Origin of the sequence: Gordonia sihwensis, from assembly GCF_029632925.1 — a bacterium.
GTDB classification, from domain to species: domain Bacteria; phylum Actinomycetota; class Actinomycetes; order Mycobacteriales; family Mycobacteriaceae; genus Gordonia; species Gordonia sihwensis.
Genome location: NZ_CP121248.1, coordinates 3,985,883 through 4,010,428 on the forward strand (window position 1 = coordinate 3,985,883; position 24,546 = coordinate 4,010,428).

Annotated in this window: 18 protein-coding genes; 10 read left to right on the forward strand and 8 right to left on the reverse strand. The window is 68.7% G+C overall.

Annotated elements, in window-relative coordinates; translation table 11 throughout:
• Nucleotides 1-396 (reverse strand): nuclear transport factor 2 family protein, encoded by a 396-nt coding sequence (locus P5P27_RS18985; protein ID WP_006896733.1) that lies wholly within the window; start codon nucleotides 394-396, stop codon nucleotides 1-3.
• A gap of 134 nt (nucleotides 397-530) precedes the next feature.
• On the opposite strand from P5P27_RS18985, the gene P5P27_RS18990 reads away from it, so the two are divergent.
• Nucleotides 531-872 carry a YnfA family protein gene (locus P5P27_RS18990; protein ID WP_006896734.1) on the forward strand — a complete coding sequence of 114 codons (342 nt, stop codon included), beginning with the start codon at nucleotides 531-533 and terminating at the stop codon, nucleotides 870-872.
• 23 nt (nucleotides 873-895) lie between these two features.
• On the opposite strand, the gene P5P27_RS18995 is transcribed toward P5P27_RS18990, so the two are convergent.
• Nucleotides 896-2,086, reverse strand: a complete 1,191-nt coding sequence (locus P5P27_RS18995; RefSeq protein ID WP_278125543.1) for an acyl-CoA dehydrogenase family protein — start codon at nucleotides 2,084-2,086, stop codon at nucleotides 896-898.
• A 71-nt stretch (nucleotides 2,087-2,157) separates the two neighbouring features.
• Here P5P27_RS18995 and P5P27_RS19000 point away from each other — a divergent pair, with 71 nt between their 5' ends.
• Together P5P27_RS19000 and P5P27_RS19005 are read left to right on the forward strand one after the other, a co-directional pair.
• Nucleotides 2,158-4,311 carry an FUSC family protein gene (locus P5P27_RS19000; RefSeq protein ID WP_278125545.1) on the forward strand — a complete coding sequence of 718 codons (2,154 nt, stop codon included), beginning with the start codon at nucleotides 2,158-2,160 and terminating at the stop codon, nucleotides 4,309-4,311.
• Between the two features lie 67 nt (nucleotides 4,312-4,378).
• Nucleotides 4,379-5,434 (forward strand): DUF2804 family protein, encoded by a 1,056-nt coding sequence (locus P5P27_RS19005; RefSeq protein WP_278125547.1) that lies wholly within the window; start codon nucleotides 4,379-4,381, stop codon nucleotides 5,432-5,434.
• 13 nt (nucleotides 5,435-5,447) lie between these two features.
• Here P5P27_RS19005 and leuS read toward each other — a convergent pair whose 3' ends face one another.
• Complete coding sequence (gene leuS / locus P5P27_RS19010; RefSeq protein WP_278125548.1) at nucleotides 5,448-8,315, reverse strand: leucine--tRNA ligase; 2,868 nt, start codon at nucleotides 8,313-8,315, stop codon at nucleotides 5,448-5,450.
• A 128-nt stretch (nucleotides 8,316-8,443) separates the two neighbouring features.
• On the opposite strand from leuS, the gene P5P27_RS19015 reads away from it, so the two are divergent.
• The 3 genes from P5P27_RS19015 to P5P27_RS19025 are packed head-to-tail and all read left to right on the forward strand — an operon-like array spanning nucleotide 8,444 to nucleotide 10,459.
• Nucleotides 8,444-8,959, forward strand: a complete 516-nt coding sequence (locus tag P5P27_RS19015; RefSeq protein WP_278125550.1) for an SdpI family protein — start codon at nucleotides 8,444-8,446, stop codon at nucleotides 8,957-8,959.
• Nucleotides 8,960-8,963: 4 nt separating this feature from the next.
• Nucleotides 8,964-9,950, forward strand: coding sequence for a bile acid:sodium symporter family protein (locus P5P27_RS19020; protein WP_278125552.1), 987 nt, complete (start codon nucleotides 8,964-8,966; stop codon nucleotides 9,948-9,950).
• Between the two features lie 47 nt (nucleotides 9,951-9,997).
• A complete protein-coding gene (locus P5P27_RS19025) occupies nucleotides 9,998-10,459 on the forward strand; it encodes a hypothetical protein (RefSeq protein ID WP_278125553.1) in 462 nt (153 codons plus the stop codon).
• Here P5P27_RS19025 and P5P27_RS19030 read toward each other — a convergent pair.
• Complete coding sequence (locus P5P27_RS19030; RefSeq protein ID WP_278125555.1) at nucleotides 10,402-11,700, reverse strand: MFS transporter; 1,299 nt, start codon at nucleotides 11,698-11,700, stop codon at nucleotides 10,402-10,404. The genes P5P27_RS19025 and P5P27_RS19030 overlap by 58 nt on opposite strands.
• A gap of 70 nt (nucleotides 11,701-11,770) precedes the next feature.
• Here P5P27_RS19030 and P5P27_RS19035 point away from each other — a divergent pair, with 70 nt between their 5' ends.
• Entirely contained in the window at nucleotides 11,771-12,361 is a 591-nt protein-coding gene (locus P5P27_RS19035; RefSeq protein WP_045537089.1) for a YqgE/AlgH family protein, read from the forward strand.
• Nucleotides 12,362-12,374: 13 nt separating this feature from the next.
• Here the strand turns inward: P5P27_RS19035 and P5P27_RS19040 are convergent, their stop codons facing one another.
• From P5P27_RS19040 to P5P27_RS19055, 4 genes are all read right to left on the reverse strand, one after another.
• On the reverse strand, nucleotides 12,375-13,559 hold the full coding sequence (locus P5P27_RS19040) for an MBL fold metallo-hydrolase (protein WP_278125558.1): 1,185 nt from the start codon (nucleotides 13,557-13,559) through the stop codon (nucleotides 12,375-12,377).
• A gap of 254 nt (nucleotides 13,560-13,813) precedes the next feature.
• Nucleotides 13,814-14,449, reverse strand: a complete 636-nt coding sequence (locus tag P5P27_RS19045) for a DedA family protein (RefSeq protein WP_222110775.1) — start codon at nucleotides 14,447-14,449, stop codon at nucleotides 13,814-13,816.
• A gap of 51 nt (nucleotides 14,450-14,500) precedes the next feature.
• On the reverse strand, nucleotides 14,501-15,592 hold the full coding sequence (locus P5P27_RS19050; RefSeq protein ID WP_006896746.1) for an aminotransferase class V-fold PLP-dependent enzyme: 1,092 nt from the start codon (nucleotides 15,590-15,592) through the stop codon (nucleotides 14,501-14,503).
• A 32-nt stretch (nucleotides 15,593-15,624) separates the two neighbouring features.
• The gene (locus tag P5P27_RS19055) at nucleotides 15,625-17,076 is read right to left on the reverse strand and encodes a CCA tRNA nucleotidyltransferase (protein WP_423201261.1); all 1,452 of its coding nucleotides are present in this window, start codon (nucleotides 17,074-17,076) and stop codon (nucleotides 15,625-15,627) included.
• Nucleotides 17,077-17,180: 104 nt separating this feature from the next.
• On the opposite strand from P5P27_RS19055, the gene P5P27_RS19060 reads away from it, so the two are divergent.
• From P5P27_RS19060 to murJ, 3 genes are read left to right on the forward strand one after another with little or no spacing between them, the layout of a single operon-like run.
• Entirely contained in the window at nucleotides 17,181-18,275 is a 1,095-nt protein-coding gene (locus P5P27_RS19060) for an NUDIX hydrolase (protein WP_006896748.1), read from the forward strand.
• 34 nt (nucleotides 18,276-18,309) lie between these two features.
• The gene (locus P5P27_RS19065) at nucleotides 18,310-20,895 is read left to right on the forward strand and encodes a DUF6049 family protein (RefSeq protein ID WP_062367476.1); all 2,586 of its coding nucleotides are present in this window, start codon (nucleotides 18,310-18,312) and stop codon (nucleotides 20,893-20,895) included.
• Nucleotides 20,892-24,542 carry a murein biosynthesis integral membrane protein MurJ gene (gene murJ / locus P5P27_RS19070; RefSeq protein ID WP_278125566.1) on the forward strand — a complete coding sequence of 1,217 codons (3,651 nt, stop codon included), beginning with the start codon at nucleotides 20,892-20,894 and terminating at the stop codon, nucleotides 24,540-24,542. Before P5P27_RS19065 ends, murJ begins: the two co-directional genes overlap by 4 nt.
• The last annotated feature ends 4 nt before the right edge of the window (nucleotides 24,543-24,546 follow it).

A 24,546-nucleotide genomic window follows, 5' to 3' on the forward strand; every position in this document is an offset into this window, starting at 1 on the left:
CTACAGCTGCTTGAGGTCCGACTGCTCCCACACGGCCCGCATGCCGGCGATCTTGCCGTCGTCGTCGAAGACCATGATGTCGACCGGGGTGATCTCGAACTTCATCCCCGCGGTGCCGGTCACGAGCGTGAACTCGAAGACCGCGGTGTCGCCGGCGATCTTGGTCCACTTCAGCGTCGCTTCGCGGCTCTCGAGGCCGGTGATGATGCTGTAGAACTCGACGAGCTCGTCACGCGTGCTGCGCACGGGTGCGCCGATCGGGTCCTCCACCGTCGCGCCGTCGGCGTACAGGTTCACGATGTCCTCCGCCGACCCCGAGTTGAGGCCGTCGATGTAGGCCTCGACGGTGGCCGCGATCTTGTCGGAAAGTCCGGTTTCCTGCTGCTCAGCAGTCATTTCCACTCCCTGAATTGAAACATGTTCTAGTGGGAAGGTTAACAGGAGCGACCCACTGGCGCGAGGGTCCGCGAAAGATTGCCGCGACCGCGTCCGCGAGCCCCGATCCCGGTCTGCTGGCATGATCGACTGCCATGACCGTCGCCCGTTCGCTCATTCTGTTCGCGCTAGCGGCCGTCGCCGAGATCGGCGGGGCCTGGCTCGTATGGCAGGGCGTGCGCGAACACCGCGGTTGGCTGTGGATCGGTGCCGGAGTCGCCGCACTCGGCGTGTACGGATTCGTCGCCACATTGCAGCCCGACGCCGAGTTCGGCCGCATCCTCGCAGCCTACGGCGGCGTCTTCATCGCGGGCTCCCTGCTGTGGGGGATGGTCGCCGACGGCTACCGGCCCGACCGCTGGGACGTCATCGGCGCGCTCATCTGCCTCGTGGGCGTCGCCGTGATCATGTACATGCCGCGCGCGGTGGACGGTTAGCCCGGGGCACAGCCGTAACAGGTCTACTTCAGCTCGGCACTGGTCTTTCCGAGCACCCGACGGGCGATGATCAGCTGCTGAATCTGCTGTGTGCCCTCGAAGATGTCGAGGATCTTGGAGTCGCGAGCCCACTTCTCGAGCAGTTCGGTCTCGGAGAACGCCGCCGTGGCACCGATCTCGACGGCCTTGTTGGTGAGTTCGGTGACGGTGCGGCCGGCCTTCGCCTTCGACATCGACGCCTCGGTGGAGTTGGGCTGCTTATTGTCGGCCATCCACGCCGCGCGCAGCGTGAGCATCCACGACGACTCCCAGTCGGACTCGAGCCGGATGAACTCGGCGACGGCGGCGTGCTGAGCGGCGACCGGACGGTCGTAGTCGACCTCGTGACCGGACTCTTCGAGCATCCGGCGCAACTCCTCGAGAGCGGCCCGCCCGAGGCCGACGGCCATCGCGGCCACCACCGGCCTGGTGTTGTCGAACGTCTGCATGACGCCACCGAAACCCGTCTTCACCTGGATCTCCGGCGTGCCGAGCAGGTTCTCGGCCGGCACTCGAACGTCCTCGAACCGGACCACCGCGGTATCGGACGACCTGATGCCGAGCTTGTGCTCGAGCCGCGCGACGGTGACGCCGTCGGCGTTCATCGGCACCACGAAGCTCTTGATGGCGGCGCGGCCGACGCTCTTGTCGAGCGTCGCCCACACCACGACGTGGTCGGCGCGGCTTCCGGCGGTCACGAAGATCTTCTCGCCGTTGATCACGTACTCGTCGCCGTCCAGGACGGCGGTGGTGGAGACGGCGGCCGAATCCGATCCGAAGCCCGGCTCGGTGATGGCCATGGCGGCCCAGACATCGGCGAACCGCTCGAGCTGCTCGTCGTTCGCCACCGCGGCGATCGCCGCGTTTCCGAGGCCCTGGTACGGAATCGACAGCATCAGACCGACGTCGCCCCAACCGAGTTCGCGGGCGTTGAGCACTGACCGGAGGTTGGCGCCGTTGACGGTCTCCTCCGCGGACTCGTCCGCCTTGTCGGCGTCCTTATCGCCCCCGCGGGCCTGTTTGGCGATCTTCCCGAGCTCGTCGAGTTCGACGGGGTACTCGTGCTCAGCCTTGTCGTACTTGCGGGAGATCGGCCGGAAGATGTGCTCGGCAGCGAGACGGGCGCGCTCGACCGTGGAGTTCAGCTTCTCCGGGAGCTCAAGGTTGATAGCCATGGCGCTACCTTACTACTGAGTAAGTTCGTTGCCAAGCGTCTGCAGTCTCCCCGTTTCGGCACAATCGTGAAATGGTCCGATTCACGGCGAATCCCGTGCGTGCACTCGCCGGGACCGATCCCGGCCGTACCCGGCTGCTCAACGCGAGCGGGGTAGCGGTGGCTGTGCTGATCAGCACCGGGTGCGCCTGGCTGATCGTGAACGCGACCCACGCGGACGGCGGCTACCTGGCGGTCGGAGCGTTTCTCGCGATGCAAGCGGGTCTGAGCGTGCGCGACGCCACCGCGCCGGCCCGGCTCGTCACCACGGCCCTGTTGGTGATTCCCGTGGTCGGCGGCCTCGCCGGCACCACATTGCTCGCACACAACAGGTACGTCGAGATCGCCGCCTTCGTCGTGATCGGCGGCGTCGCCACCTGGATGCGACGCTTCGGTCCGCGCTGGTCGGCGGTGGGAATGATCGCGTTCTTCTCCAGCTTCTTCGCGTTGTTCCTGCGGCCGACGGTCGACGATCTCGGCCCGCTGCTGCTCATCGGCGTCGGCGCTGTGGCGGCGAGTCTGATCGTCAAGTCGACCATGCTGCTGCACGCACCAGACCGGTCGCTGCGACTGCTGATGCGCCAGTTCCGCGGCGCCGGGGACGCGGCCGTGCGCGCGGCGGAAGGCTCCGTCGGCGGGCCCCGCGCGACACTGCAGGCCCGGCTCGACCGCCTCGGCGACGTCGCCATGGCGATCACCGACTGGCAGAGCCAATACGACACCGCCGCCCGCACCGGATTGACAGCACACGAACTGGCCCGGCTGGTCTTCGACGCCCGCACCGATCTGGTGCAGGCATGTCTGCATCTGGCGCAGGTCCCAGAGCCGAACGCCGACCGGGAACTGACCGCACTGCTGGACGCCATGCATCGCGTGCTGGACACGGACCTGCCGGCATCTGAGCGGTCGGCCGCGTCCGCCCGCGCGCGCCGGACGCTGGAGGCCCTCGATCCCGACGTCCCCGGGCGATTCGCGGTCGCGCTCCTCGCCCGCGCGGTCGAATCGCAGGTCGCTCTGCGCGAGGCGCTCGAGTCACCGCATCCGGCGGCGACTGCCGAACCCGACACGGACGTCTCGAGCGACGAGCCGACGGACGCCGAACCGGCGGTCGCGCGCGATGCCGAGATCGCTGAGGCCCCCGACGCCGGAGGCGGTCCGCATCGTTTCTGGCACGAGTGGACTCCGACCACGCGGATGGCCGTGCAGGTGATGCTCGCGGCCACCCTCGCCACCGTCGCCGGCGAGGCCATCTCGGCATCACGCTGGTACTGGTCGGTGCTGACGGCGTTTCTGGTGTTCGTGGGCGTCAACACCCGCGCCGCGATCCTGACCAGGGCCTATCGCCGAGTAATCGGCACCGTCTGCGGAGTCTTCGTCGGCTTCGGCTTCGGCATCGCGATCGACGGCGCGGAGCTGCCCCTCATGCTGCTGTGCGCGGTCAGCGTCTTCTGCATGGTGTACCTCGGGCCCCTCAACTACGCGGTGATGGCCTTCTTCGTCACCGTCCTGCTGTCGTCCATGTACGGCCTCCTCGGGATCCTCAACCGGCACATCCTCGAACTGCGGCTCGAGGAGACCCTCACCGGAGCGGTGATCGGCGTCGCGTGCGCCTTCCTGATCTTCTCCAGCAGTTCCCGTCCCGAGCTGATCACCCGCATCCGCGCGTACTTCGCCTCGCTCGAGGAGGTCCTCACCCGATCCGGCGACGTCCTCATCGGCCACGGGCCGACCACGGCGGTGCTCGACGCGGCGCATCGGCTCGACACCGATCACCGCGAACTGGAGACCTTCGTCTCGTCGATGGCGGTCTCCTTCGCAGGCGGTCAACGCCGCACCCTCCGCCGATCGGCCACCGCGCTGCTCAAGAACGCCGGTGTTCACGCCGACCGGCTGGCCCAGGAATCGGTGATCCTCGGAAAGGAGGGCGGTACCGCGGCCTTCCACGGCGACGCCGCCGACGCGGTGCGGCGCGGCATCGACGCAGTGGTCGCCCAGTCGGACGCCGCATGCCGCTCGTTGCTGCACCGCAGACGCGACAATCCGGCCAAGAGCGAGGCGTCCGAGACCTTCGACGCCGTCCGTCGGGTTCCGTGCCGACCGCACACGCCGCAGTATCGGGCCATGCTGGCGCTGTCGAATCTGAGCATCACCATGGCGAACATCGAACGACTGCGGGAGCGCGACTGACGCCTCGACCGCGTCATCGGGTCGCGGCTTTTGCGACGAATCGGCGACTGCGCGATCATCGGTGACCATGACACTGTTTCCGCCCGTCGCCACCGAGCCGCCCGCGTCCCTGGTGACCCGCGGCCGCTACAACTTCGGCACCTACGACGGCCCGATCGCCGACATCAACCCGCTCGACGCCGCCGGCTCCGGTCCGCGCGCCGGCACCCGGCGCGCCGTGCGCAACCTCGGGTTGAAGGAGTGGGAGGCCTTTCAACTGGGGGACGACGACCTCTTCGTCCTGGGTGCGGTCTACAACGCGAAGACCCTCGGTCTGCTCCAGGTCCTGGTGGTGGACAAGCACGCGGCGACCATCCGGCGCTGGGAGACCAAACTCCCGTCGCCGCTGCTGACTGTCGCGCGGGGTCTCGACGGCACCGTCTCCGAGGGGGAGTTCGCGGGACTTGAGATCGAGATCGGCAACCAGCTCCCAGGCGGCCGGGTCACCGTCGACGCGACGCACCGCGGCACCGCGCTGACACCCGAACTCGACCTGCACATCACGGGCGACTGCGAGCCCGGTGCGGCCGGTCATCTGGTGATCGTGCATCCCTTCGACGAGAACCGGGCCCTGTACTCGCACAAGGCGATGATGCCCGCGTCGGGCTCGCTGCTGATCGGCGGAGCCGACGTGGGTCTCGCCGACGGTCGCGGCTTCCTGATCCTCGACGACCACCACGGCGACTACCCCCGGCCGATGAAGTACGACTGGGTCACCGGTGTCCGGCGCACGCCCGCCGGCGTGGTCGAGGGCTTCAATCTCACCGACAATCAGGTCCGCAATCCGGGTGTCTACAACGAGAACGCCATCTGGATCGGCGATCAGGTGCACCGCCTGCCCGCGGTCACCGTCGACCGCCCCGACGGCCCATGGGGCACCTGGTACATCCGCGACTCGGGGGGCGCGGTGGACGTGACGTTCACACCCACCGTGCAGTCGACGATGCACGTCGGACCGCGCAAGATCCTCGCCGAGTACTACGCGCCGTACGGCTGGTACGAGGGCACCATCCACGCGCAGCATGCGACGCTGAGGGTCGACGGCATGTTCGGCGTGGGGGAGTCCAAGCGCATCTCGGTGTGACCGTCGAGCGCGGTCAGGGAACCACGTTCACCATCTTGCCGGGCACATAGATCACCTTGCGCGGCTCGCCGTCGAGCAGCGCGGCGATCTTCGGGTCGGCCAGCGCGGTGCCGACGACCGTCGGCTCGTCGGCGTCCGCGGCCACCTGGATACGGCTGCGGACCTTGCCCTTGACCTGCACCGGGATCTCGATGCTCTCCTCCACCAGCCACTGCTCGTCGACCTCGGGGAAGGGTCCCCGCGCCAGCGAACCGTCGTGGCCCAAGCGGCTCCACAGTTCCTCGGCGAGATGGGGAGCGAGGGGAGCGAGCATCAGGACCAGCGACTCCACCGTCTCCCGCGGCGCGCCGCCGGGGTAGTTCTTGGTGAGGAAGTTGGTCAGCTCGATCAGCTTCGCACCGGCGGTGTTGGTCCGCAGGTTCGCGAAGTCGTCGCGCACGCCCTCGATCGTCCGGTGCAGCGCCTTGTTGGCCTCGTCGGACGGCGCCTCGTCGACGACGCGGACTCCGCCGGTCTCCTCGTCCACCACCAGGCGCCAGACGCGCTGCAGGAAGCGCTGCGCACCGACCACGTCCTTGGTGGCCCACGGGCGCGACTGGTCCAGCGGGCCCATCGACATCTCGTAGACGCGCAGGGTGTCGGCGCCGTAGTCACGGCAGATGTCGTCGGGAGCGACGGAGTTCTTGAGCGACTTGCCCATCTTCCCGTACTCCTGCGTGACCTCCTGGCCCTGGTAGAAGTACTTGCCGTCCCGCTCGGAGACCTCCTCCGCCGGAACGTAGACGCCGCGCGAATCGGTGTACGCGTAGGCCTGGATCATGCCCTGGTTGAACAGCCGGCGGTAGGGCTCGCTGCTGGTGACGTAGCCGAGGTCGAACAGGACCTTGTGCCAGAAGCGCGAGTACAGCAGGTGCAGGACCGCGTGCTCGACGCCGCCGATGTACAGGTCGAGGCCGCCGGGATCGTCCGGCCCGTGGATCGCCGGTCGCGGACCCATCCAGTACGCCTCGTTCTCCTTGGCGCACAGGGTCTCGTCGTTGGTCGGGTCGATGTAGCGCAGCTGGTACCACGAGCTGCCCGCCCACTGCGGCATCACGTTGGTGTCTCGGGTGTAGGTCTGCAGACCGTTGCCGAGATCGAGTTCCACGGTGACCCAGTCGGTGGCCTTGGACAGCGGGGGAGACGGCTCGCTGTCCGCATCGTCGGGATCGAAGGAGACGGGCTGGTAGTCGGCCACCTCCGGCAGCGCGATCGGCAGCATCGACTCGGGCAGCGCGTGCGGGGCGCCCTGGGCGTCGTACACGATCGGGAAGGGCTCGCCCCAGTACCGCTGCCGGGCGAACAGCCAGTCGCGCAGTTTGTACTGCACGGTGCCGGTGCCGGTGCCGTCGGCCTCCAGCCGCTCGATCATCGCGGCCTTGGCCTCGTCCACACCGAGCCCGTCGAGGAAGCCGGAGTTGATCAGCGGACCGTCGCCGGTGAACGCCGACTCCTCGATGCCCTGATCCGAACCGATCACCTCGAGCAGCGGCAGCCCGAAGGTGCGCGCGAACTCGTAGTCGCGGGTGTCGTGCGCCGGAACGGCCATGATGGCGCCGGTTCCGTACCCGATGAGCACGTAGTCGGCGATGAAGACCGGCACCGGACGACCGTTGACGGGGTTGGTCGCGAACGCACCGGTGAAGACGCCGGTCTTCTCCTTGTTCTCCTGACGCTCCAGATCGCTCTTGGCGGCGATCGACGCGCGGTAGGCCGCGACGGCCTCGGCGGGCGTTGCCGCGCCGCCGGTCCATCGCTCGTCCACCTCGTCGGGCCACTGGTCGGCGACGATCTCGTCGACCAGCTCGTGTTCGGGCGCCAGGACCATGTAGCTGGCACCGAAGAGGGTGTCGGGCCGGGTGGTGAAGACCTCGATCGAGGCGTCCGTCCCCGGGACCGGGAACTGAACCTGCGCACCGCGCGAGCGGCCGATCCAGTTCCGCTGCATCGTCTTGACCTTCTCCGGCCAGTCCAGCAGCTCGAGGTCGTCGAGCAGGCGGTCGGAGTATGCGGTGATCCGCATCATCCACTGACGCAGGTTCTTCCGGAACACCGGGAAGTTGCCGCGTTCGCTGCGACCGTCGGCGGTGACCTCTTCGTTCGCGAGCACCGTGCCCAGGCCGGGGCACCAGTTCACCAGTGAGTCACTGAGGTACACCAGGCGGTACTCGTCGAGCACCTCGCGACGCTCGGCGGCGCTGAGCGCCACCCAGTCGCGTCCGTCCTCGAGCTCGCGCGAACCGTTCTCGAACTCCTCGATCAGCTCCGAGATGTGACGCGCCTTCTTCGCCTCCGGATCGAACCAGGCGTTGTAGATCTGCAGGAAGATCCACTGCGTCCACCGGTAGAAGTCGATGTCGGTGGTGGCGACGCGGCGGCGCTCGTCGTGCCCGAGACCGAGGCGGCGGATCTGCTGCAGGTACCGCTCGATGTTCGCCTCGGTGGTGGTGCGCGGATGAGTGCCCGTCTGGACGGCGTACTGCTCGGCCGGCAGGCCGAACGAGTCGAAGCCCATGGTGTGCAGGACGTTCTTGCCGGTCATCCGCTGGTAGCGGGCGAAGACGTCGCTGGCGATGAAGCCGAGCGGATGGCCGACGTGCAGACCGGCGCCCGACGGGTACGGGAACATGTCCTGAACGAACAGCTTGTCCTCGGCATCGGGGGAGTCGCCGGAGAAGTGCGAGAAGTCGCCCGCCAGCGGGCCGACCGGGTTCGGGGCGGCGAAGGTCTGGTTCCGCGTCCAGAACTCCTGCCAGCGCGCCTCGATCTCGCCGGCGGTCTGCGCGGTGTACCGGTGGGCGGCGCTGTCGGCCGGACGATTCGTCGAATCAGCAGAAGTCACCCGACCAGCGTAAATCCTCGCGTCCCGGTGCCCAAAAGCGACCAGTGCCCACCGCGAGGTGAACCCGCTGCGGCCCGCTCGCCGTTATCCATTTCGCCCGGACGACGAGCCCGTCGTACAGTGACCGTGTGTCTATCGCGTCCACCGTCGTCTCAGTTCTCGCGCTGGTGCTTGCGGCCGGATGGCTCGGAGTCGGCGTCGCCGGCCTGACCGGTGCGCTCCGCCGCAACCGCTGGCTCGGTGTGCGTTCTCCGGAGACGCTGCGGTCGGAGGAGACCTTCGCCGTCGCCAACAAGGTCGCGGCGCCCGGCTTCCTCGGGGCTGCTCTGATCCTCGCCGTCACCGGCGGTCTCGGACTCGCCTTCGGCGGCTGGGGCCTGCTGTTCGCGGTGTTCGGCATCGTGGTCGCGGTCGGGGTGATCTCGGCGGTCGGGGGCATGGCCATCCAGGCCGCGCAGAGCGTGCCGGTGCCCGACGCGGGCGGGTGCGGCTGCTGTTCCGGCGCCGCCGATACGACGGCGGGAGGCTGCTCGGAGACCGCGGGCGACGACGCGGCGGCCGCGGACTGCGGCGAATCGAGCTGCGGTACGTGCGCACTGAGCGGCATGTGCCTGTCGGAGGACAACCCGCACAACGCCGGGTAGCTCGATGCGCAGACTTCTCGATCGTTCCCCGATCGACGGTTTCGTCCTGTCGATACTGCTCGCGGTGATCGTCGCCGCGGTCTTCCCGGCGCGGGGCGCCTTCGCCGACGTCATGGACTGGGTCGTCACCATTCTGATCGGACTGCTGTTCTTCCTCTACGGCGCCCGGTTGCATCCGCGGGAGGCCCTCGACGGTCTCACCCACTGGCGCCTTCACCTGACGATTCTGAGCTTCACCTTCGTCCTGTTCCCGATCATCGGGCTCGTTCTGCTGCCCGCGCTGACACCGGTCATCGGCGATCAGCTCGCACACGGCGTGCTGTACCTGACCCTGGTGCCTTCGACCGTGCAGTCGTCGATCGCCTTCACCTCCATCGCCCGGGGCAACGTCGCCGGCGCGATCGTGAGCGCCTCGGCCTCCAACCTCCTCGGCGTCTTCGTGACGCCGCTGCTGGTGGTACTGCTGATGAGTTCGGAGGCCGGCGTCCACATCACCGCGGCGTCGGTCACCAAGATCGTGCTCGAGATCCTGGTCCCCTTCATCGCCGGTCAGCTGTGCCGGCCGTTGGTGGCCGGATTCCTGACGAAATACGCGGCACCGACGAAGTACGTGGACCGCAGTTCCATCGTGGTGGTGGTCTACGTCGCCTTCAGCGAGGGTGTGGTCTCGGGGATGTGGTCGATCGTGAGCGTCTGGGACGTGATCGCGGTCTGCCTGCTGTCGCTGGTGTTCGTGATCGCCATGCTGGCTCTGACCGGCTGGTTGCCCAAGCGTCTCGGCTTCTCCCGTGAGGACACGATCGCGATCCAGTTCTGCGGGACCAAGAAGTCACTGGCGACGGGACTTCCGCTCGCATCGGTGATGTTCGCCGGAAGCGCCGTCGGCTTCATCGTGCTGCCGCTGATGATCTTCCATCAGATCCAGCTGATCCTGTGCTCGATGCTGGCCAGCCGTTACGAGAAGCAGGCACTGGCGGTCACCGAGGCCTGAGGCGGCGTGTCCCGGAACCGGCGTCGCCGCCGGTGCGTCCAATCGGTATGGACACCGCCATCGAGTACTACTTCGGCACCGGACACGCACCGCCGACACACTGGTGGACCGCGCCCGACCTCGACCTCGACGGTGACGGCCGGCTCGATGCCGTCGCTCTCGACTTCGACGGCGACGGTCGTAGCGATGATGCGATGTGGGATACCGACGGAGACGGCGTCGCCGACTTGGCAGCCCTCGATCTGGACGACGACGGCGTCCGCGAGAGCTTCTACGCCGACGGCGGCGGGGGACTGTGGGAGACGGCCGCGGACCCGCCGCCCGATACCGGCGCCGTCTCCGCCCGGCCTCCCGCCGAGACACCGCTCGACACCGACGGCGACGGCAGACCCGACACCGTCCTGCTCGACGGCGACGGCGACGGTTTCGCCGATGCCTACCGGCGCGTCGGCTACCGTGCCACCGGCTCCGACAGCAGTACGGGCCGAGCCGATCCCTCGGCCCGCTGACCGGACCGCCAGACGCCGGCGGCGGCGACGGCGTACAGCGCCGCACCCGCGAAGATCAGCGGCACACTGAAGCCGGTGGGCGGAATGACGAGTGCGGCCACGAAGATCGCCGCCACGAAGGCCGTGTTGAACAGCGCGTCCTGCACCGCGAACACCTGCCCGCGATAAGAGTCGTCGATGTCGCATTGCATCGCGACGTCGCCGCAGAGCTTGATCGTCTGTCCGGCGAGACCGACCAGCAGCGCCGCGATCAGCACCGGGACCGGACGGACCGAGAGCAGCATCAGTTCCGCGAACGCCCCGATCAGCAGGGCCCAGACCACTGTGCCCCGACGCCCGGCGCGCCGGACCGACACCGGCGTCGTCCCGGCCGCGATCAGCGCTCCGACAGCGACGAAGGCGCCGATCATGGCGATGGCCCGAACGTCGGCGCCCAGAGCGTCTCCGAGTTCGGTGTTCCGCACCAGCATGAGGAACATCAGCGTGTTCAGCCCGAACACCAGCCGGTGCGTCCCGATCGCGCTCAGCACGATGGCGACACTCGGCGTGCGCACCACGGCGCCGAGTCCGTGCGAGAGCCCCCGGACCACCGAATACGCCGCCGTGTGACCGACTCCGTCTGGATGGTCCGGTCCCAATTGACGCACCGCGAACCGGGTGGCCAGCAGCGCCGAGCACACGGCGAAGACCGCTCCCGCGAGCAGGGTGGCGCCCGAACCGCCGTTGTCGGCCCCGAAGATCATCCGCAGCGCACCGGAGACACCCGCTCCGGCCGCGAGCATCGCGGCGCCCACCGTCGTGAACACCGCATTCGTCTCCACGATCAGTTGCGGCGGCGCCACGTGCGGCAGGCTCGCCGACAGGCCCGACGCCACCAGCCGGCTGCAACCGGTCACCAGCAGCGCCGACAGCAGGACGACGGGTTCGGCGGTGTCGGTGCTCATGGTGATCGCCACCACGACCACAGCCGCGGCCCGCAGCAGGTTGACGAAGACGAGCACGCGTCGACGATCCCAGTGGTCGAGCAGGGCGCCGGCGAAGGGACCGAGGAGCGAGTAGGGGAGCAGCAGCACGGCGAAGCCGCTGGCGATCGCCATCGGATCGGTGTGCCTGTCGGGGTTGAAGAGGATCGAGAAGGCCAGCGCGGCTTGGAAAGCGCCGTCGCTCAGCTGACTCAGCAGACGGACCGCGAACAGCCGGAACAGCCCCGGGGCATGCGTTACCGACTGCAAACTCTTCACCAGTCGAGTTTACGGCTCATCTTGAGCCGGGGTGGCGGCGTCACCGGGCGCTGAGTGTCATTATTGAGGTGTGTCCGGCGCCGACTATCTGACCGATCAACCCGAGGTGAGTGCGGGAAGCCTGCTGATAGCGTCCACCGCTCTCACCGGGCCGACGTTCGCCCGCACGGTGATCTACGTGATCGAACACGATGAGCAGGGCACTCTCGGCGTGGTTCTGAACAGGATGTCGGACGCCGCGGTGTACAACGTGCTGCCCGCGTGGACCGAGCTCGCCGCCAGCCCTCGCGCGGTCTTCGTCGGCGGTCCCGTGGCGACCTCGTCGGCGCTCTGCCTCGGAGTGGCGAAGACCGGCGTCGACGTCAGCAAGCAGCCGCGTCTGCACCAGGTGCTCGGTCCGGTGGCGATGGTCGACCTCGACGCCGACCCGGACGAACTTGCACAGGTGCTCACCGGCGTCCGGATCTTCGCCGGCTACGCCGGCTGGGACGCCGGTCAGCTCGACGAGGAACTGGCGGAGGGCAGCTGGATCGTCGCCCAGGGCCTGCCCACCGATCTGCTGGCCGAACCCTCCGTCGACGTATGGCAGCGAGTGCTCGCCCGGCAGCCGTGGCCCCTGCCACTGCTGTCCACCTACCCTCGCCATCCCGAGGAGAACTAGGACAGGTCGCCGGTCACCGCTTCGCCACCGGGACGACCATCATGTCCTCGCCGACGGTGACCCGGCCGTCGTATCCGCGTTGGGCTTCCTCGGTCCATACCTTGGGGTCGATCGTGCGTCCCCCGGTTTCTTCGATGTGTGACAGGACCAGAGACGGCACGTTCGCCTTTTGGGTGATGGGACCGACTTCGTTCACGAAAACGTGAGACTTGCGGTGGTGATCGATCACGTCCTCGGTGAGCCCGGCATCCGGCGGGATGCGGAGTGCCTCGTGGACGAGAACGTCCGACGAGTTCGCCAGCCTGATGAGGTTCTCCGAGTGTCGAGTGTCGCCGGAGAACGTGACGGCGCCGTGATCGGTGTCGAATCGGAAGGCGAAAGAGGGAAACACCGGGCCGTGTGGAACGAGCGTGGCCGTCACCTTGACCCGATCGTCTTCCATCACGGTGAACGGTGCCATGTCGGGGGCAGTGTTGTCCCACCGCGCACCGGTTGCCGCCGGGATGGCGATCTCGTGGATGTCCGGGATGTCGCGAGGGTCACGGAAACCCGCATCGCGCATGAGGACGTTGCTGTTGTATGCGAAGGCCTCGTGGAGCCTGTCTGTCATCTCGCGGGTTCCGGGCGTCGGACTCTGCGGGGCGACAGTGGTCACCTGCCGGCCACCCAGCGCTTCCGGAAGCCCTCCGGCGGATCCGGGTCCGTAGACCGGGATACCGGTCGGGACGACGTCTCCGTTCTTCTCACCGGTGGTACCGGCCATCATGAAGTAGTTGTAGTAGTCGGCGACATGGTCGGCGTGCAGATGGGTCAGGAAGACTCCCGCCATTTCCCGGTAGTGCAGTCCGGACCTCTTGTACTGCGTCACCGAGCTGCGACCGCAGTCGATCAGGTAAGTCTTCCCGTCCACCACCAGGGCCGTCGAGATGCCCACTCGCTCGGTCGCCGGCGGCGGTCCGGCCTTCGTGCCGAGCAGAACGAGCGTCAACTTCGACTGCTGCAGATCCGGTGGCATCGCCGTCGGCGTCGGCGAACTGGCCGCCGGTTGGGTCGATCCGCATGCGGCGACTAGACCGGCCCCGGTGAGCGCCGCCCCGCCTGCGAGCGCGGCGCGGAGGAAGTTCCGGCGGCCGAGATTCGACGAAGCCTTCTCGGCCACAGGCCGGCTGTCGTGCTCGTGATGTGAACCGCAATTCATTGCGGATTCCTTTCGATCAGTGGCGAAGAGAGACGGCGTGAGTCACAGCGGCGTCCGTGCGTCGCGGGCGTGCTGTGCCGGGCGGACGAGGAGGGCCTCGACGCCGCACTGCCGCCCATATGATGTGTACCCGGTCACAATTAGAATAGTCAATAGACTTTCTAAAGTTTCCGATGTTTTCGATGCCGCGGTGCGGTTGCGCATCACCGCTGAGCGGGGTGACCCACCGCCGAGTTCCGGTCGTCAGCCATGTCTTAGCCGCCGCTGCCCCGACGACGTTCGGCCCGGCCGGCCCGGACGCGGCGGAAGATGAGGAATCCGAACGCCGCGACACCGACGGCGACACCCACGATCAATGCGACCTCGGCGCCCAGAGTGGCGCCCACGCCGTACGAGACCAGCAGCACGGTCATCGTCCAGCTGATTCCGCCGATCGCGGAAGCGAGAGCGAATCGGGTGTATCTCATCCGCCGGGACCCCGCGAGCAGTGGCGTCACACTCCGGACGTATCCCACCCAGCGCGCCGAGGCGATCGCCAGGACCGCGTCGCCCGACCCGGGCGCCCGATAGCCGGAGGCGATCGCGCGGCGGACCACCTTCCGGCCGAGCCGCGTCCGGGCCAGCCGCGGGCCGGTGACCACGCCCACCGCGTAGCCGGTCGAGTCGCCGGCGATGGCCGCCACGGCGCAGACCGCGATCAGCACACCGATGACGGGCTTGCCGACGGCCGCCACCACGCCCGCGGCGATGAGCACCGCCTCGCTCGGGGCCACCAGTCCCACCACCGCGACCGCCGTCTCGAGATAGACGACCCCGCCCGCGATGAGGTAGACCGCCCATGCCGGGGCGGAGTCGACGAGATCGGTCAGCCGATCGGTCAATGTGTGCATATCCGCGCTTTTCGGGGCGAGACGTGACGAGCGGCCGAATGGTCCGGCGGCTCAGTACCCCATGGTCCGGATGGCGTTGGCGAGCTGATCCAGCTGTTCCGGGCGCACATCGAGGTGAGGGCTGATCCGCAGCAGCGAATCTTCACCGGCGAGGGGCGCGCGCCAGGAATCCGCCGCCGTGACCAGAAGCCCGATCTCCCGCAGTCGGTCGCGCGCGGCCTGCACGTCGGCCGGTCGCCATCCGGGCGGCGGCGCCAGGGTCACCAGTGCCGAAGGCTCGTCGACCGGCTCCATGACCTCCCAACTGCCGATCCCGTGCAGTCGTTCGCGCGCGATCCGTCCGATACCGGCCAACTCGGTGTACACACGCTGCTGTCCGATGTCGAGGAACTCGGCGACCGCCGTCGAGAGTGCCAGCTGACCGGCGATGAACGATTCCGACGGCAGCAGTCGCACGTCGATGCGCGAGTCGGGCCGGATGGCGATGAATCCGACGCCCCGGGGTCCGGTGAGCCACTTGCGCGAGGTGCCGTAGACCACATCCGCGCCGGTCACGGTGGGCACATGCCCCACCGACTGCGCCATGTCGACGATCACCGGAACGCCCGCGTTGTGCGCCACCTCGACGATCTTCGCCACCGGCTGCACCAGTCCGCTCGCCGAACCGATGTGGCAGACATGGATGAAGTCGGGCTGCTCGAACTGCAGCATGTTCTCCAGCGAGTCGACGTCGACGTGCCCGTACACGTCGCCCTCGGGCATGGTGCGGACCGCGAAGTCGCGGCGTTCGAACTCCAGCAGGTTGGGACCGAACTCATTCTTCGCGACCCATACCGTGGGGGAGAGCGGGAGCGCCATGGTGTTGAGCAGCGCCCGCAGCGCCGACCGCGCGCTGTCTCGGAAGACGATCTCCTCGGCGCGATGGCCGATCAGCGAGCCCAGTGCGCGGCGGCCGGCTTCGAGGGCCTCTGCGCGTTCGTCGGCGGCGATGTAGGAACCGTTCCTGGCCTCGCGGATCAGGTGTTCGTGCAGAGTCGTGATGACCGCATTCGACGAACGCCCGGCCGAGGCGGCGTCGAGATGCCCGATCGAGGGTTCCACTCTCGCTGCATGCCACTGTTCACCGAGTTCGCTGCAGTACATGCCTTGAATCTACCCTGTGGCTCCGGGCCCGATCAGTCGCCGTTGCGGTCCGCCCACCATGCGCGCAGGGCCGCCTCCGCGTCCTCGCGGCTCATCGGCCCGCTGTCGAGCCGAAGCTCCTTCAGGTACCGCCAGGCCTCACCGACCACCGGGCCGGGCGGGAGACCGAGCAGCTGCATGATCGCGTTGCCGTCGAGGTCCGGTCGGACCCGATCGAGGTCCTCGGCCTCCCGCAGCACGGCGATGCGGTGCTCGAGATCGTCGTACGTCTCCTGCAGACGCCGGGCGCGGCGCTTGTTGCGGGTGGTGCAGTCGGCGCGCACCAGCTTGTGGAGCCGGTCGAGGAGCGGACCGGCGTCGTTGACGTACCGGCGAACCGCCGAATCGGTCCACTTGCCGTCGCCGTAGCCGTGGAAGCGCAGGTGCAGGAAGACCAGCTGCGAGACGTCGTCGACGACCGCCTTCGGGTACTTGAGCGCGCGCATCCGCTTGCGGACCATCTTGGCGCCGACCACCTCGTGGTGGTGGAAGCTGACGCCGCCGCCCTCCTCGTGCCTGCGGGTGGCGGGCTTGCCGATGTCGTGCAGCAGCGCGGCCCAGCGCAGAACCGGGTCGGGGTCGCCGGTCTCGAGGTCGATCGCCTGCTTGAGCACCGTGAGCGAATGCTGGTAGACGTCCTTGTGCTGGTGATGCTCGTCGATGGTGAGCTTCATCCCCGGGATCTCGGGAATGATCAACTCGGCCAGACCCGTGTCCACCAGCAGGTCGACGGCCTCGATCGGATGCTCGCCGCAGATCATCTTGTCGAGTTCCACCCGGATCCGCTCGGCGGTGATCCGCTCGATCTGCCCGGCCATCTCACCGATGGCGCGGCGCACGCGGTCGGAGAGCCGGAAGCCCAGCTGTGAGACGAAACGCACGCCGCGCAGCATTCGGAGGGGATCGTCATTGAACGACGACTCCGGCGCGGCCGGGGTGTCGATGACGCCGGCGAGCAGATCCGCCATGCCGTCGAGCGGATCACAGAACTCCTGACCGCCCCCCGGGAGCAGCCGGACCGCCATCGCGTTGATGCGGAAGTCCCGGCGGACCAGATCGCCTTCGAGCGTGTCGCCGAAGGTCACGACGGGGTTCCGGCTCTGCTGGTCGTAGATGTCGGAGCGGAAGGTGGTGATCTCCACCGTCTCGCCCCCGCACGCGGCGCTGACCGTGCCGAACTCGATGCCGGTGTCCCATACCGCGTCCCCCCAGGTCGAGAGGATCTCGGCGATCGTCTCGGGCCGGGCGTCGGTGGTGAAGTCGAGATCGCCCGCCAGTCGGCCGAGGACGGCGTCGCGCACCGAGCCGCCGACGAGGTACAGCTCGTGCCCGCGCTCGGCGAACCGGTCCGCCAGCGGAGTCAGGACGTCGCCGAGAGAGTTCAAGGTCACCGCCGCCGACGCCAGCAGTCGCGTACGCCGTTCGGAGCGCTCGGCGGCGCTCATCTGTCCACGTGGCGCTGTGTCGGTCATGGGATGACAGACTACCGACTGCCGACCCGCTCAACCTGTTCGGCTAACACCCGGTTACGAGCGGCTAGCATCGGGGTGTGTCCGCTGAACCCTCGCTGCAGCGCCCGGACGTCGATTCCGACGCTCCGGTGTCCGAGGGTGCCTCCGGGCCGAACGGCTCCGGCTCTCAGGATAATGCGGCGCAGGCCGCGGGCGGAAGCACCCAGGCCGGACGTTCCCGGCACAATCGTCGCGGCAGACGCCGGCGCGGCAGGCGTTCCGGACGCGGAGGCGGGCAGCAGCAGAACACGGACTCTGCGGCCGAAGCGGGGTCCGGCGAATCGGCGAAACCGAAACCGGGACCGCGAAACGCGGGGTCGAAGGGCAACGGCGGCGCCAAGAACGCGGCGCCGAAGAACCTCACTTCGAAGGCAGGGTCGCAGCAGAGCGCCGACGACGGGCGGACCAAGCCGTCCGATCTCGCCAGCCGGGCGCGCCGCAGCGGGTCCAACAGTCCCGCGGCCATGCCCCGCACCAAGCGCCGTACCGCACGCAAGCCCGAGGCCGAGGGCGGACCGCGGCTGCACACGGTCCGCGAGACGTCGGCCGGCGGCCTGGTGCTCTCCGACATCGACGCTCCGTTCGGAGAGCTGTCGGCCGCGCTGATCGGCCGCATCGACAGGCGCGGGCGCATGATGTGGTCGCTTCCGAAGGGGCATATCGAGACCGGCGAGACGGCTGAGCAGACCGCGATCCGGGAGGTCGCCGAGGAGACCGGCATCGAAGGCACCATCGTCGCGCCGCTCGGCAAGATCGACTACTGGTTCGTCAGCGAGGGTCGCCGCATCCACAAGACGGTGCATCACTACCTCCTGCGATTCACCGGCGGCGAGCTGTCGGACGCCGACTACGAGGTCAGCGCCGTGGCGTGGGTCCCGTTGAGCGAGCTGCCCCGTCGACTGACGTACTCTGACGAGCGACGTCTGGCGCGGATGGCCGAATCGGTGATCGCTGATCTGCAGAGCGACCCACACCGGTTGGCGCAGTCAGAAGCCAGCTGCCTCCGCACCGAGCCGAACGACTATGAGAAAGCCGCAGCCGCACGCAACCAGCGACGCAACGAGCCGCCGCCGGCGCCGAAACCTCGTCGACGCCGGCGGCGCCCGCGTCGCACCGCATCCGGTGACAGCTGACCGAATCCCGTCGCGGCGTTCGTCACTTCTGTTCGTGCTGTCGGCGGTCGCCGTCCTGCTGGCCCTGACCGTCGGCGCAGTGCCTGTGGCGCACGCTGATTCGGCTTCCACCTCGTCGTACGCCACACTCGGACTGACCGAGGTCACTCCGACCACCGTCACCAGTTCCACCGGCGATCGTGTGACTGTCCGCGGTCGCGTGGTCAACACCGCGGGCAAACCGATCAGCGACGTCAGCGTGCGGCTGCAGCGCGGTCACGCGCTCACCGAGTCCTTCCAACTGCGCAGCTCACTGACCTCACCCTCGGCCGACTACTCGGTGAGCAGCACCTCGCGGCACGTCACCGGCACCCTGGGAACCGGCGAGTCGGCCGATTTCACCATCTCGGTCCCCGTGAACGGCCCCACCGGTCTCGATCTCACCGAGGCCGGGGTGTATCCGCTGATGGTCGACGTGATCGGCACTCCGCGCGACGCGGGCACCGTGTCGATCGCGGATTCGCGCACGCTGCTCCCGGTGCTGTCGCTGCCCGCCAGCCGCACCCGCGCGCAGAACTACGTCGACCCGGCCACCGGTGCGCCCGGCGCTCCACTGCTCGGCCGGGACGGATCGATCGCGCCGAACACCTCCCGCCCCGCACCGTTCACGATGATCTGGCCGCTCGCGGCCGCACCGCAGGAAGCCGCGGGCATCCTCGGCGGCGGCACCGCGGAGCTGCGGCTCACGAGCGACGCCCTGGGCCATTCCCTGCAGCCCGACGGCCGCCTCGGGATGTCGTTGCAAGCGCTGGAGCAACTCGCGGGCACCGCGTCCTCCGACACTCCGCCGACCGTCGGCCCCGGAACCACCGAACCGGCGGCGAGTCCCGACGACCCGGTGCGCGACTCGACCTGTCTCGCCGTCGACCCCGACCTGCTGCTCACAGTCACGAGAATGGCCGACGGCTACGTCGTCACCGACGATCCGGCAGACCCCGAGGCCCGCACCCACGACGGGCAGGGCGCCTCGGCGGCCAAGTCGTGGCTGCGCGGCCTCACGCAGGTCGCGAGCCGAATGTGCGTCACCGCACTGCCTTTCGCACAGGCCGGCCTCGACTCCCTCCGCACCGTCAACGACGCCGGGCTCGCGCGGCGCGCCGTGCTGAATCCGTACGACACCGTCGATGCGATCCTCGGCGTCAAGACCGTGCGCGGTCTCACCATTCCCGCCACCGGAACGCTCACCGACGCCGGCCGCGATCTGCTGTCCGAACTCGGCGTCACCTCGGCGGCCATCGCAGCCACGTCGCTGACTCCTCTCGGCGCCGACCGCGCACCCACCTCGGGATCGGCGTCCGGCCGTTACCGGAGCCAGGCGACGCATCTGCAGAGCTACGACATCGCGATCAGCGCGGCCATCGGAGGCGCCGGGCTCACGCCGGTGGTGCCTGCGATCGTTCCCAACTGGCAGCAGCCGAACCTCTCGGGCGAGTCGGCGGTGAGCCGCAGGCAGGCGGCCGCCGCCGCCCTGGCCTTCCCGATGCTTGACGCTCCGGCGCCCACCGCGTCGGCCGAAGCGGATTCGACCAGGCTCCCGACCACCGGGCGGTCGGCGTTCATCATGCCGCCGACCTATTGGTCACCGACCGTGCAGGACGCACAGGCACTGCACGACACCGCCGAGCTCATGCTGTCTTCGGGCACCGCCCGCCCGGTGCCGCTCGCGACCGTGGTGGACGAGCTGCCTGCCGCCGCCACCCCCGCCGAACTCGACGTGCCCGGCGACATCTCGCCCGACGCGGCGGCGGGATACCCGATCACGCAGAGCGACGCCGAGACGGTGCGTCAGCGGCTGGACCGTATCGACCACATGCAGGCCGCCCTGGTCGGAAACGCCGAGACCGTCACCACGCCGGCCGAATACCTGGCGCCCTTGCGCGACGACCTGCTGCGCGCGGTGTCGAGCGCGTCGACCACCGATAACGCGGTGGCGCGCGGCCAGCGCACCGATCGGCTGACCGCGGTGGGCATCACTCTCGGCAACATGCAGCAAGCGGTCTCCCTGCTCGATCCCAGCGGCCGATACACCCTGGCCTCCGAGCGGAGCCCGCTGCTCCTGGTGGTCCGGAACGATCTGGCGCTTCCGATCCGGGTACGGCTGGACATCGACGCACCCAGCGCCCTGGAGGTGGGCGACGTCGGCACCGTCGAGATCCCGGCCGCCGGAACCCGGCAACTCCAGATCCCCACCCACGCGTCGAGCTCGGAACCGGCGACGGTGCACATCTCGCTGGTCACCTCCAGCGACGTGCCGCTGAGCACGCCCATCGAACTCTCGATCTACGCGAACGCGTACGGCAAGCCGCTGTTCTGGATCACCGTCGGTGCGGCCGTCATCTTGATCCTGCTGACCGCACGCCGGCTGTGGCATCGGTTCCGCGGCGAGCCCGACCCCGCCGACGAGGACCGGCCGGAGCCGGACGAGGAGGACCTGGAACAGGCGACGCTGAGCTATCAGGACAGACTTGAGGCGGAACGGGCCGCGGATGGGCAACTCGACGGCGAGTTGCCCGGAGAACGCGCGGCGGGGGACTCTGGGCCGTGGGACAGTGGGCCGAGGGACAGCGGGGAGCGTGAATGAGCAATCGTCCGAACCAGCGCACCGGAGATCCGCGCGACGCCGGGCCGGGCGCCGCCAGGGCTGAGCCGGCGGCGGTGAGCCCCGGGGCGGCGAACGGCGGCGGAGCGGACGCTCCGGCGGTGAAGCCCGACGACTCCGACGTCGGCATCATGCGCACCGGCGGCTCCATCGCCATCGCGACACTGATCAGCCGGATCACCGGATTCATCAGGACCGTCCTGGTCCTGGCGATGCTCGGCGGCGCGGTCGCGTCTGCCTTCCAGGCCGCCTACGTGCTCCCGAGCATGATCGCCGAAGTGGTCCTCGGCGCGGTGCTGACCGCCATCGTCATCCCGGTGCTGGTGCGCGCCGAGAACGAGGACGCCGACGGCGGCGCCGGCTTCATCAACCGCATCTTCACCCTGACACTGGTGCTGCTCGGCGTCGCCAGTCTCATCGCGATCGTCGCGGCGCCCCTGCTGACCCTGTTGAACGTCGGCGACGGCCAGGTGAACCGGCCGCTGACCACCGCACTCGCGTATCTGCTGCTGCCCGAGATCCTCTTCTACGGACTGTCGGCGCTGTTCATCGCGATTCTGAACATGAAGGGCCTGTTCAAACCCGGTGCGTGGGCGCCGGTCCTGAACAACGTCGTTCAGATCACCACGCTGGTGCTGTACTGGGCGATGCCGGGCGAGATGACGCTGAACCCGGTCCGGATGTCGGAGCCGAAACTGCTCGTCCTCGGCATCGGCACCACGCTCGGCGTGGTGATGCAGGCCGCGATCCTGATGCCCTTCCTCCGCAAGGTCGGCGTCCATCTGAAGCTCGAGTGGGGTATCGACGCCCGGCTGCGGCAGTTCGGGGGCATGGCCGTCGCGATCGTCGCGTACGTCCTGGTACTGCAGGTCGGGCTCGTGATCACTTACCGGATCGCCGCCCACGCCACCGCGTCGGGAATCTCGGTGTACGCGACCCACTGGCAACTGCTCCAGCTGCCTTACGGCGTCCTCGGCGTCACCATCCTGACCGCGATCATGCCGCGTCTCTCGCGCAACGCGGCCGCCGACGACACCGACGCCGTCATCGATGACATGTCCCTCGCGACACGACTGACGATGATCGCGCTGGTACCGACGGTGGCCTTCATGACCTTCTTCGGCCCGGCCATCGGCATCGCGATCTTCAATTTCGGCAAGTTCGACGCCGATACCGCGTCTCAGCTGGGGTCGGTGCTGTCGTGGGGCGCGTTCACGTTGATTCCGTACGCGATGACCCTCGTGCAGCTGCGTGTGTTCTATGCGCGCGAGGACGCCTGGACCCCGACCCTCATGGTCGTCGGGATCACGGCCGTCAAGGTCGCGTCGTCGTATCTCGGTCCGGTGATCTTCGACGATCCCGAGCTCATCGTCCGGTGGCTCTCGCTCTCCAACGGTCTGGGCTATCTGGTGGGCGCGATCGTCGGTCAGATGCTGCTGCACAAGCGCCTCGGCATCACCCGGCTCTCCGACGTCACCCGCACGACATATCAGGCGATCGGAGTCTCGCTCGCCGTCGCACTCGCGGTGTGGCTCGTCGCCGATCTCACCGGGCTCGACGAGATGTCGACGCAGGCGGGCAAGATCGGCTCGGTGGTCTATCTCGGATTCACCGCGATCATCGTCCTGGGCGTCACCTACCTGCTGCTGACCGCACTGAAGATCCCCGAGATGGTCACCATCAGCAACACGGTGCAGCGTCTCCTCGGACGGTTCATTCCGGCACTCGCCCCTGCACCCACACCGTCGGCCGACGACTCCGACTCGCGGACGATGACCATCCAGATCCCGCGGATCACCTCGGACGATTCGGTCCCGTACGCTGGTCAAGTAGACGTCCGTCGCCGGTTCGATCGAGGCACCGCGACGTGGCAGGAGTATTCGGTGTTGTCCGGCGGGGCGGTGGGCGAGACCATGGTCCTCCCGGTTGTGGGAGGTCCCGGTCCTCGACCTCGGCCCTACGGGCCACCACGTCAACGAGGAGTTCCGCCGATGGGCCAGAACGGCAACAAGGGCGGCCGTCCGACCGGCCCGGCCGCCGGTTCGCCGACTGGTCCGTCCAGTGAGGCCACCCGCATCATGGGACCGCCGCGCGGACCTCGCCTGGTTCCGGGCGCCGCCATCGCCGGTGGGCGCTACCGCCTCCTCGAGAAGGAGGGCGGAACCCGCGGCCTGGAGTTCTGGCGCGCCAAGGACACCGGACTCGACCGCGAAGTCGGCCTCACGTTCGTCGACCCCGAACAGAAGGCGCCGCCGATCCGGCCGGGCGACCGCGACGACGACACCGGTCCCCGCGCGATTCTGAATCGCACCCGTCGGCTCGGCCAGCTCCACTCGGCCGGCGTGGCCCGGGTGCTCGACGTGGTCCGCAGTGCTTCCGGCGGCGTGATCGTCACCGAATGGATTCACGGCTCCTCGCTCAAGGAGGTCGCGGCCACGTCGCCGTCGGCGATGGGTGCCGCGCGCGCGGTCCGGGCTCTGGCCGCGGGCGCCGAAGCAGCGCACCGCACCGGTGCGACTCTGTCGATCGACCACCCGGACCGGATCCGCGTCAGCACCGACGGTGATGCGGTCCTCGCCTTCCCGGCGGTCATCCCCGGTGACGACCGGACCGGCGACGTCCGCGGTCTCGGAGCGGTCCTGTACGCGCTGCTGCTCAACCGCTGGCCGCTCGACGCCGCCACCGGTGCGATCGCGACAGCGGGTTCCGCGCCGGTCGGCGGGATTCCGCCCGCCGAGCCCGATCCCGAGCATCCGTCGCGTCCGATCGCACCGCGCGCGGTGAAGCCCGAGATCCCGTTCGAGATCTCGGCCGTCGCCTCGCGCGCTCTCGAGGGCGACCGGGGCATCCGCACCGCGGCCACCGTCCAGCACGTCCTGGACCAGGCGACCGTGGTCGATCTCAAGACCGACATGATCCCGCGCGTCGAGTCCCGGGAGGCTCCGGTCTCCGTGGCGCCGCTGTCGAGGACGCGCAAGGAACGCCTGCTGGGCGAGGGTGAGGCGGGTCGCCGCAACACCGCGCTGCTGGCGGGCGCCGGTCTGTTCGTGCTCTTCCTGATCGTCGCCGTGGTGGTCGCGATGACCAACGTCTTCGGCGGCTCGGGCAACACCGAGTCCGATATCGACTCGATCCTGCCGAGTGAGAGCGCATCGGCGACGTCGGCACCCGCTCGCACTCCCGCGGCTCCGGCGGTGAGCCTCAAGTCGGTGACGCTCCTGGACGTGTCCGGCGAACCGCCCGACTCCGCACCGAACATCCAGAACCTGCTCACCGGCACCCCGCCGGCCTGGCGGACCGACGCCTACCGTGGCAGTCCGCAGTTCGGCGGTCTCAAGTCGGGGATGGGGCTGCTCTTCGCCACCGGCGGCGACAACACCGTGCGATCGGTGACGATCACGACCACCACTCCCGGCTTCCAAGTGGAGCTGCGGACGTCGGACCAGAGGTCTCCGACCAGCCTCGATCAGACCACGCAGGTCGGCGGCGGAACCGTGGACTCCAAGTCCACGACGATCAAGGTCGACGAGCCGGCGTCGGCGCCGTACTTCATCGTCTGGCTCACCACTCTGCCCGTGGGGCCGAGCGGCGACTACCAGGCCGTGATCTCGAAGGTCAGCGTCTCCTGACGGC

Bases quoted from the DNA above. Each gene is read 5' to 3' on its own strand.
- P5P27_RS18985 (WP_006896733.1), bottom strand. From the start codon at position 396: ATGACTGCTGAGCAGCAGGAAACCGGACTTTCCGACAAGATCGCGGCC.
- P5P27_RS18990 (WP_006896734.1), top strand. From the start codon at position 531: ATGACCGTCGCCCGTTCGCTCATTCTGTTCGCGCTAGCGGCCGTCGCC.
- P5P27_RS18995 (WP_278125543.1), bottom strand. From the start codon at position 2,086: ATGGCTATCAACCTTGAGCTCCCGGAGAAGCTGAACTCCACGGTCGAG.
- P5P27_RS19000 (WP_278125545.1), top strand. From the start codon at position 2,158: ATGGTCCGATTCACGGCGAATCCCGTGCGTGCACTCGCCGGGACCGAT.
- P5P27_RS19005 (WP_278125547.1), top strand. From the start codon at position 4,379: ATGACACTGTTTCCGCCCGTCGCCACCGAGCCGCCCGCGTCCCTGGTG.
- P5P27_RS19020 (WP_278125552.1), top strand. From the start codon at position 8,964: ATGCGCAGACTTCTCGATCGTTCCCCGATCGACGGTTTCGTCCTGTCG.
- P5P27_RS19025 (WP_278125553.1), top strand. From the start codon at position 9,998: ATGGACACCGCCATCGAGTACTACTTCGGCACCGGACACGCACCGCCG.
- P5P27_RS19040 (WP_278125558.1), bottom strand. From the start codon at position 13,559: ATGAATTGCGGTTCACATCACGAGCACGACAGCCGGCCTGTGGCCGAG.
- P5P27_RS19045 (WP_222110775.1), bottom strand. From the start codon at position 14,449: ATGCACACATTGACCGATCGGCTGACCGATCTCGTCGACTCCGCCCCG.
- P5P27_RS19050 (WP_006896746.1), bottom strand. From the start codon at position 15,592: ATGTACTGCAGCGAACTCGGTGAACAGTGGCATGCAGCGAGAGTGGAA.
- P5P27_RS19055 (WP_423201261.1), bottom strand. From the start codon at position 17,076: ATGAGCGCCGCCGAGCGCTCCGAACGGCGTACGCGACTGCTGGCGTCG.
- murJ (WP_278125566.1), top strand. From the start codon at position 20,892: ATGAGCAATCGTCCGAACCAGCGCACCGGAGATCCGCGCGACGCCGGG.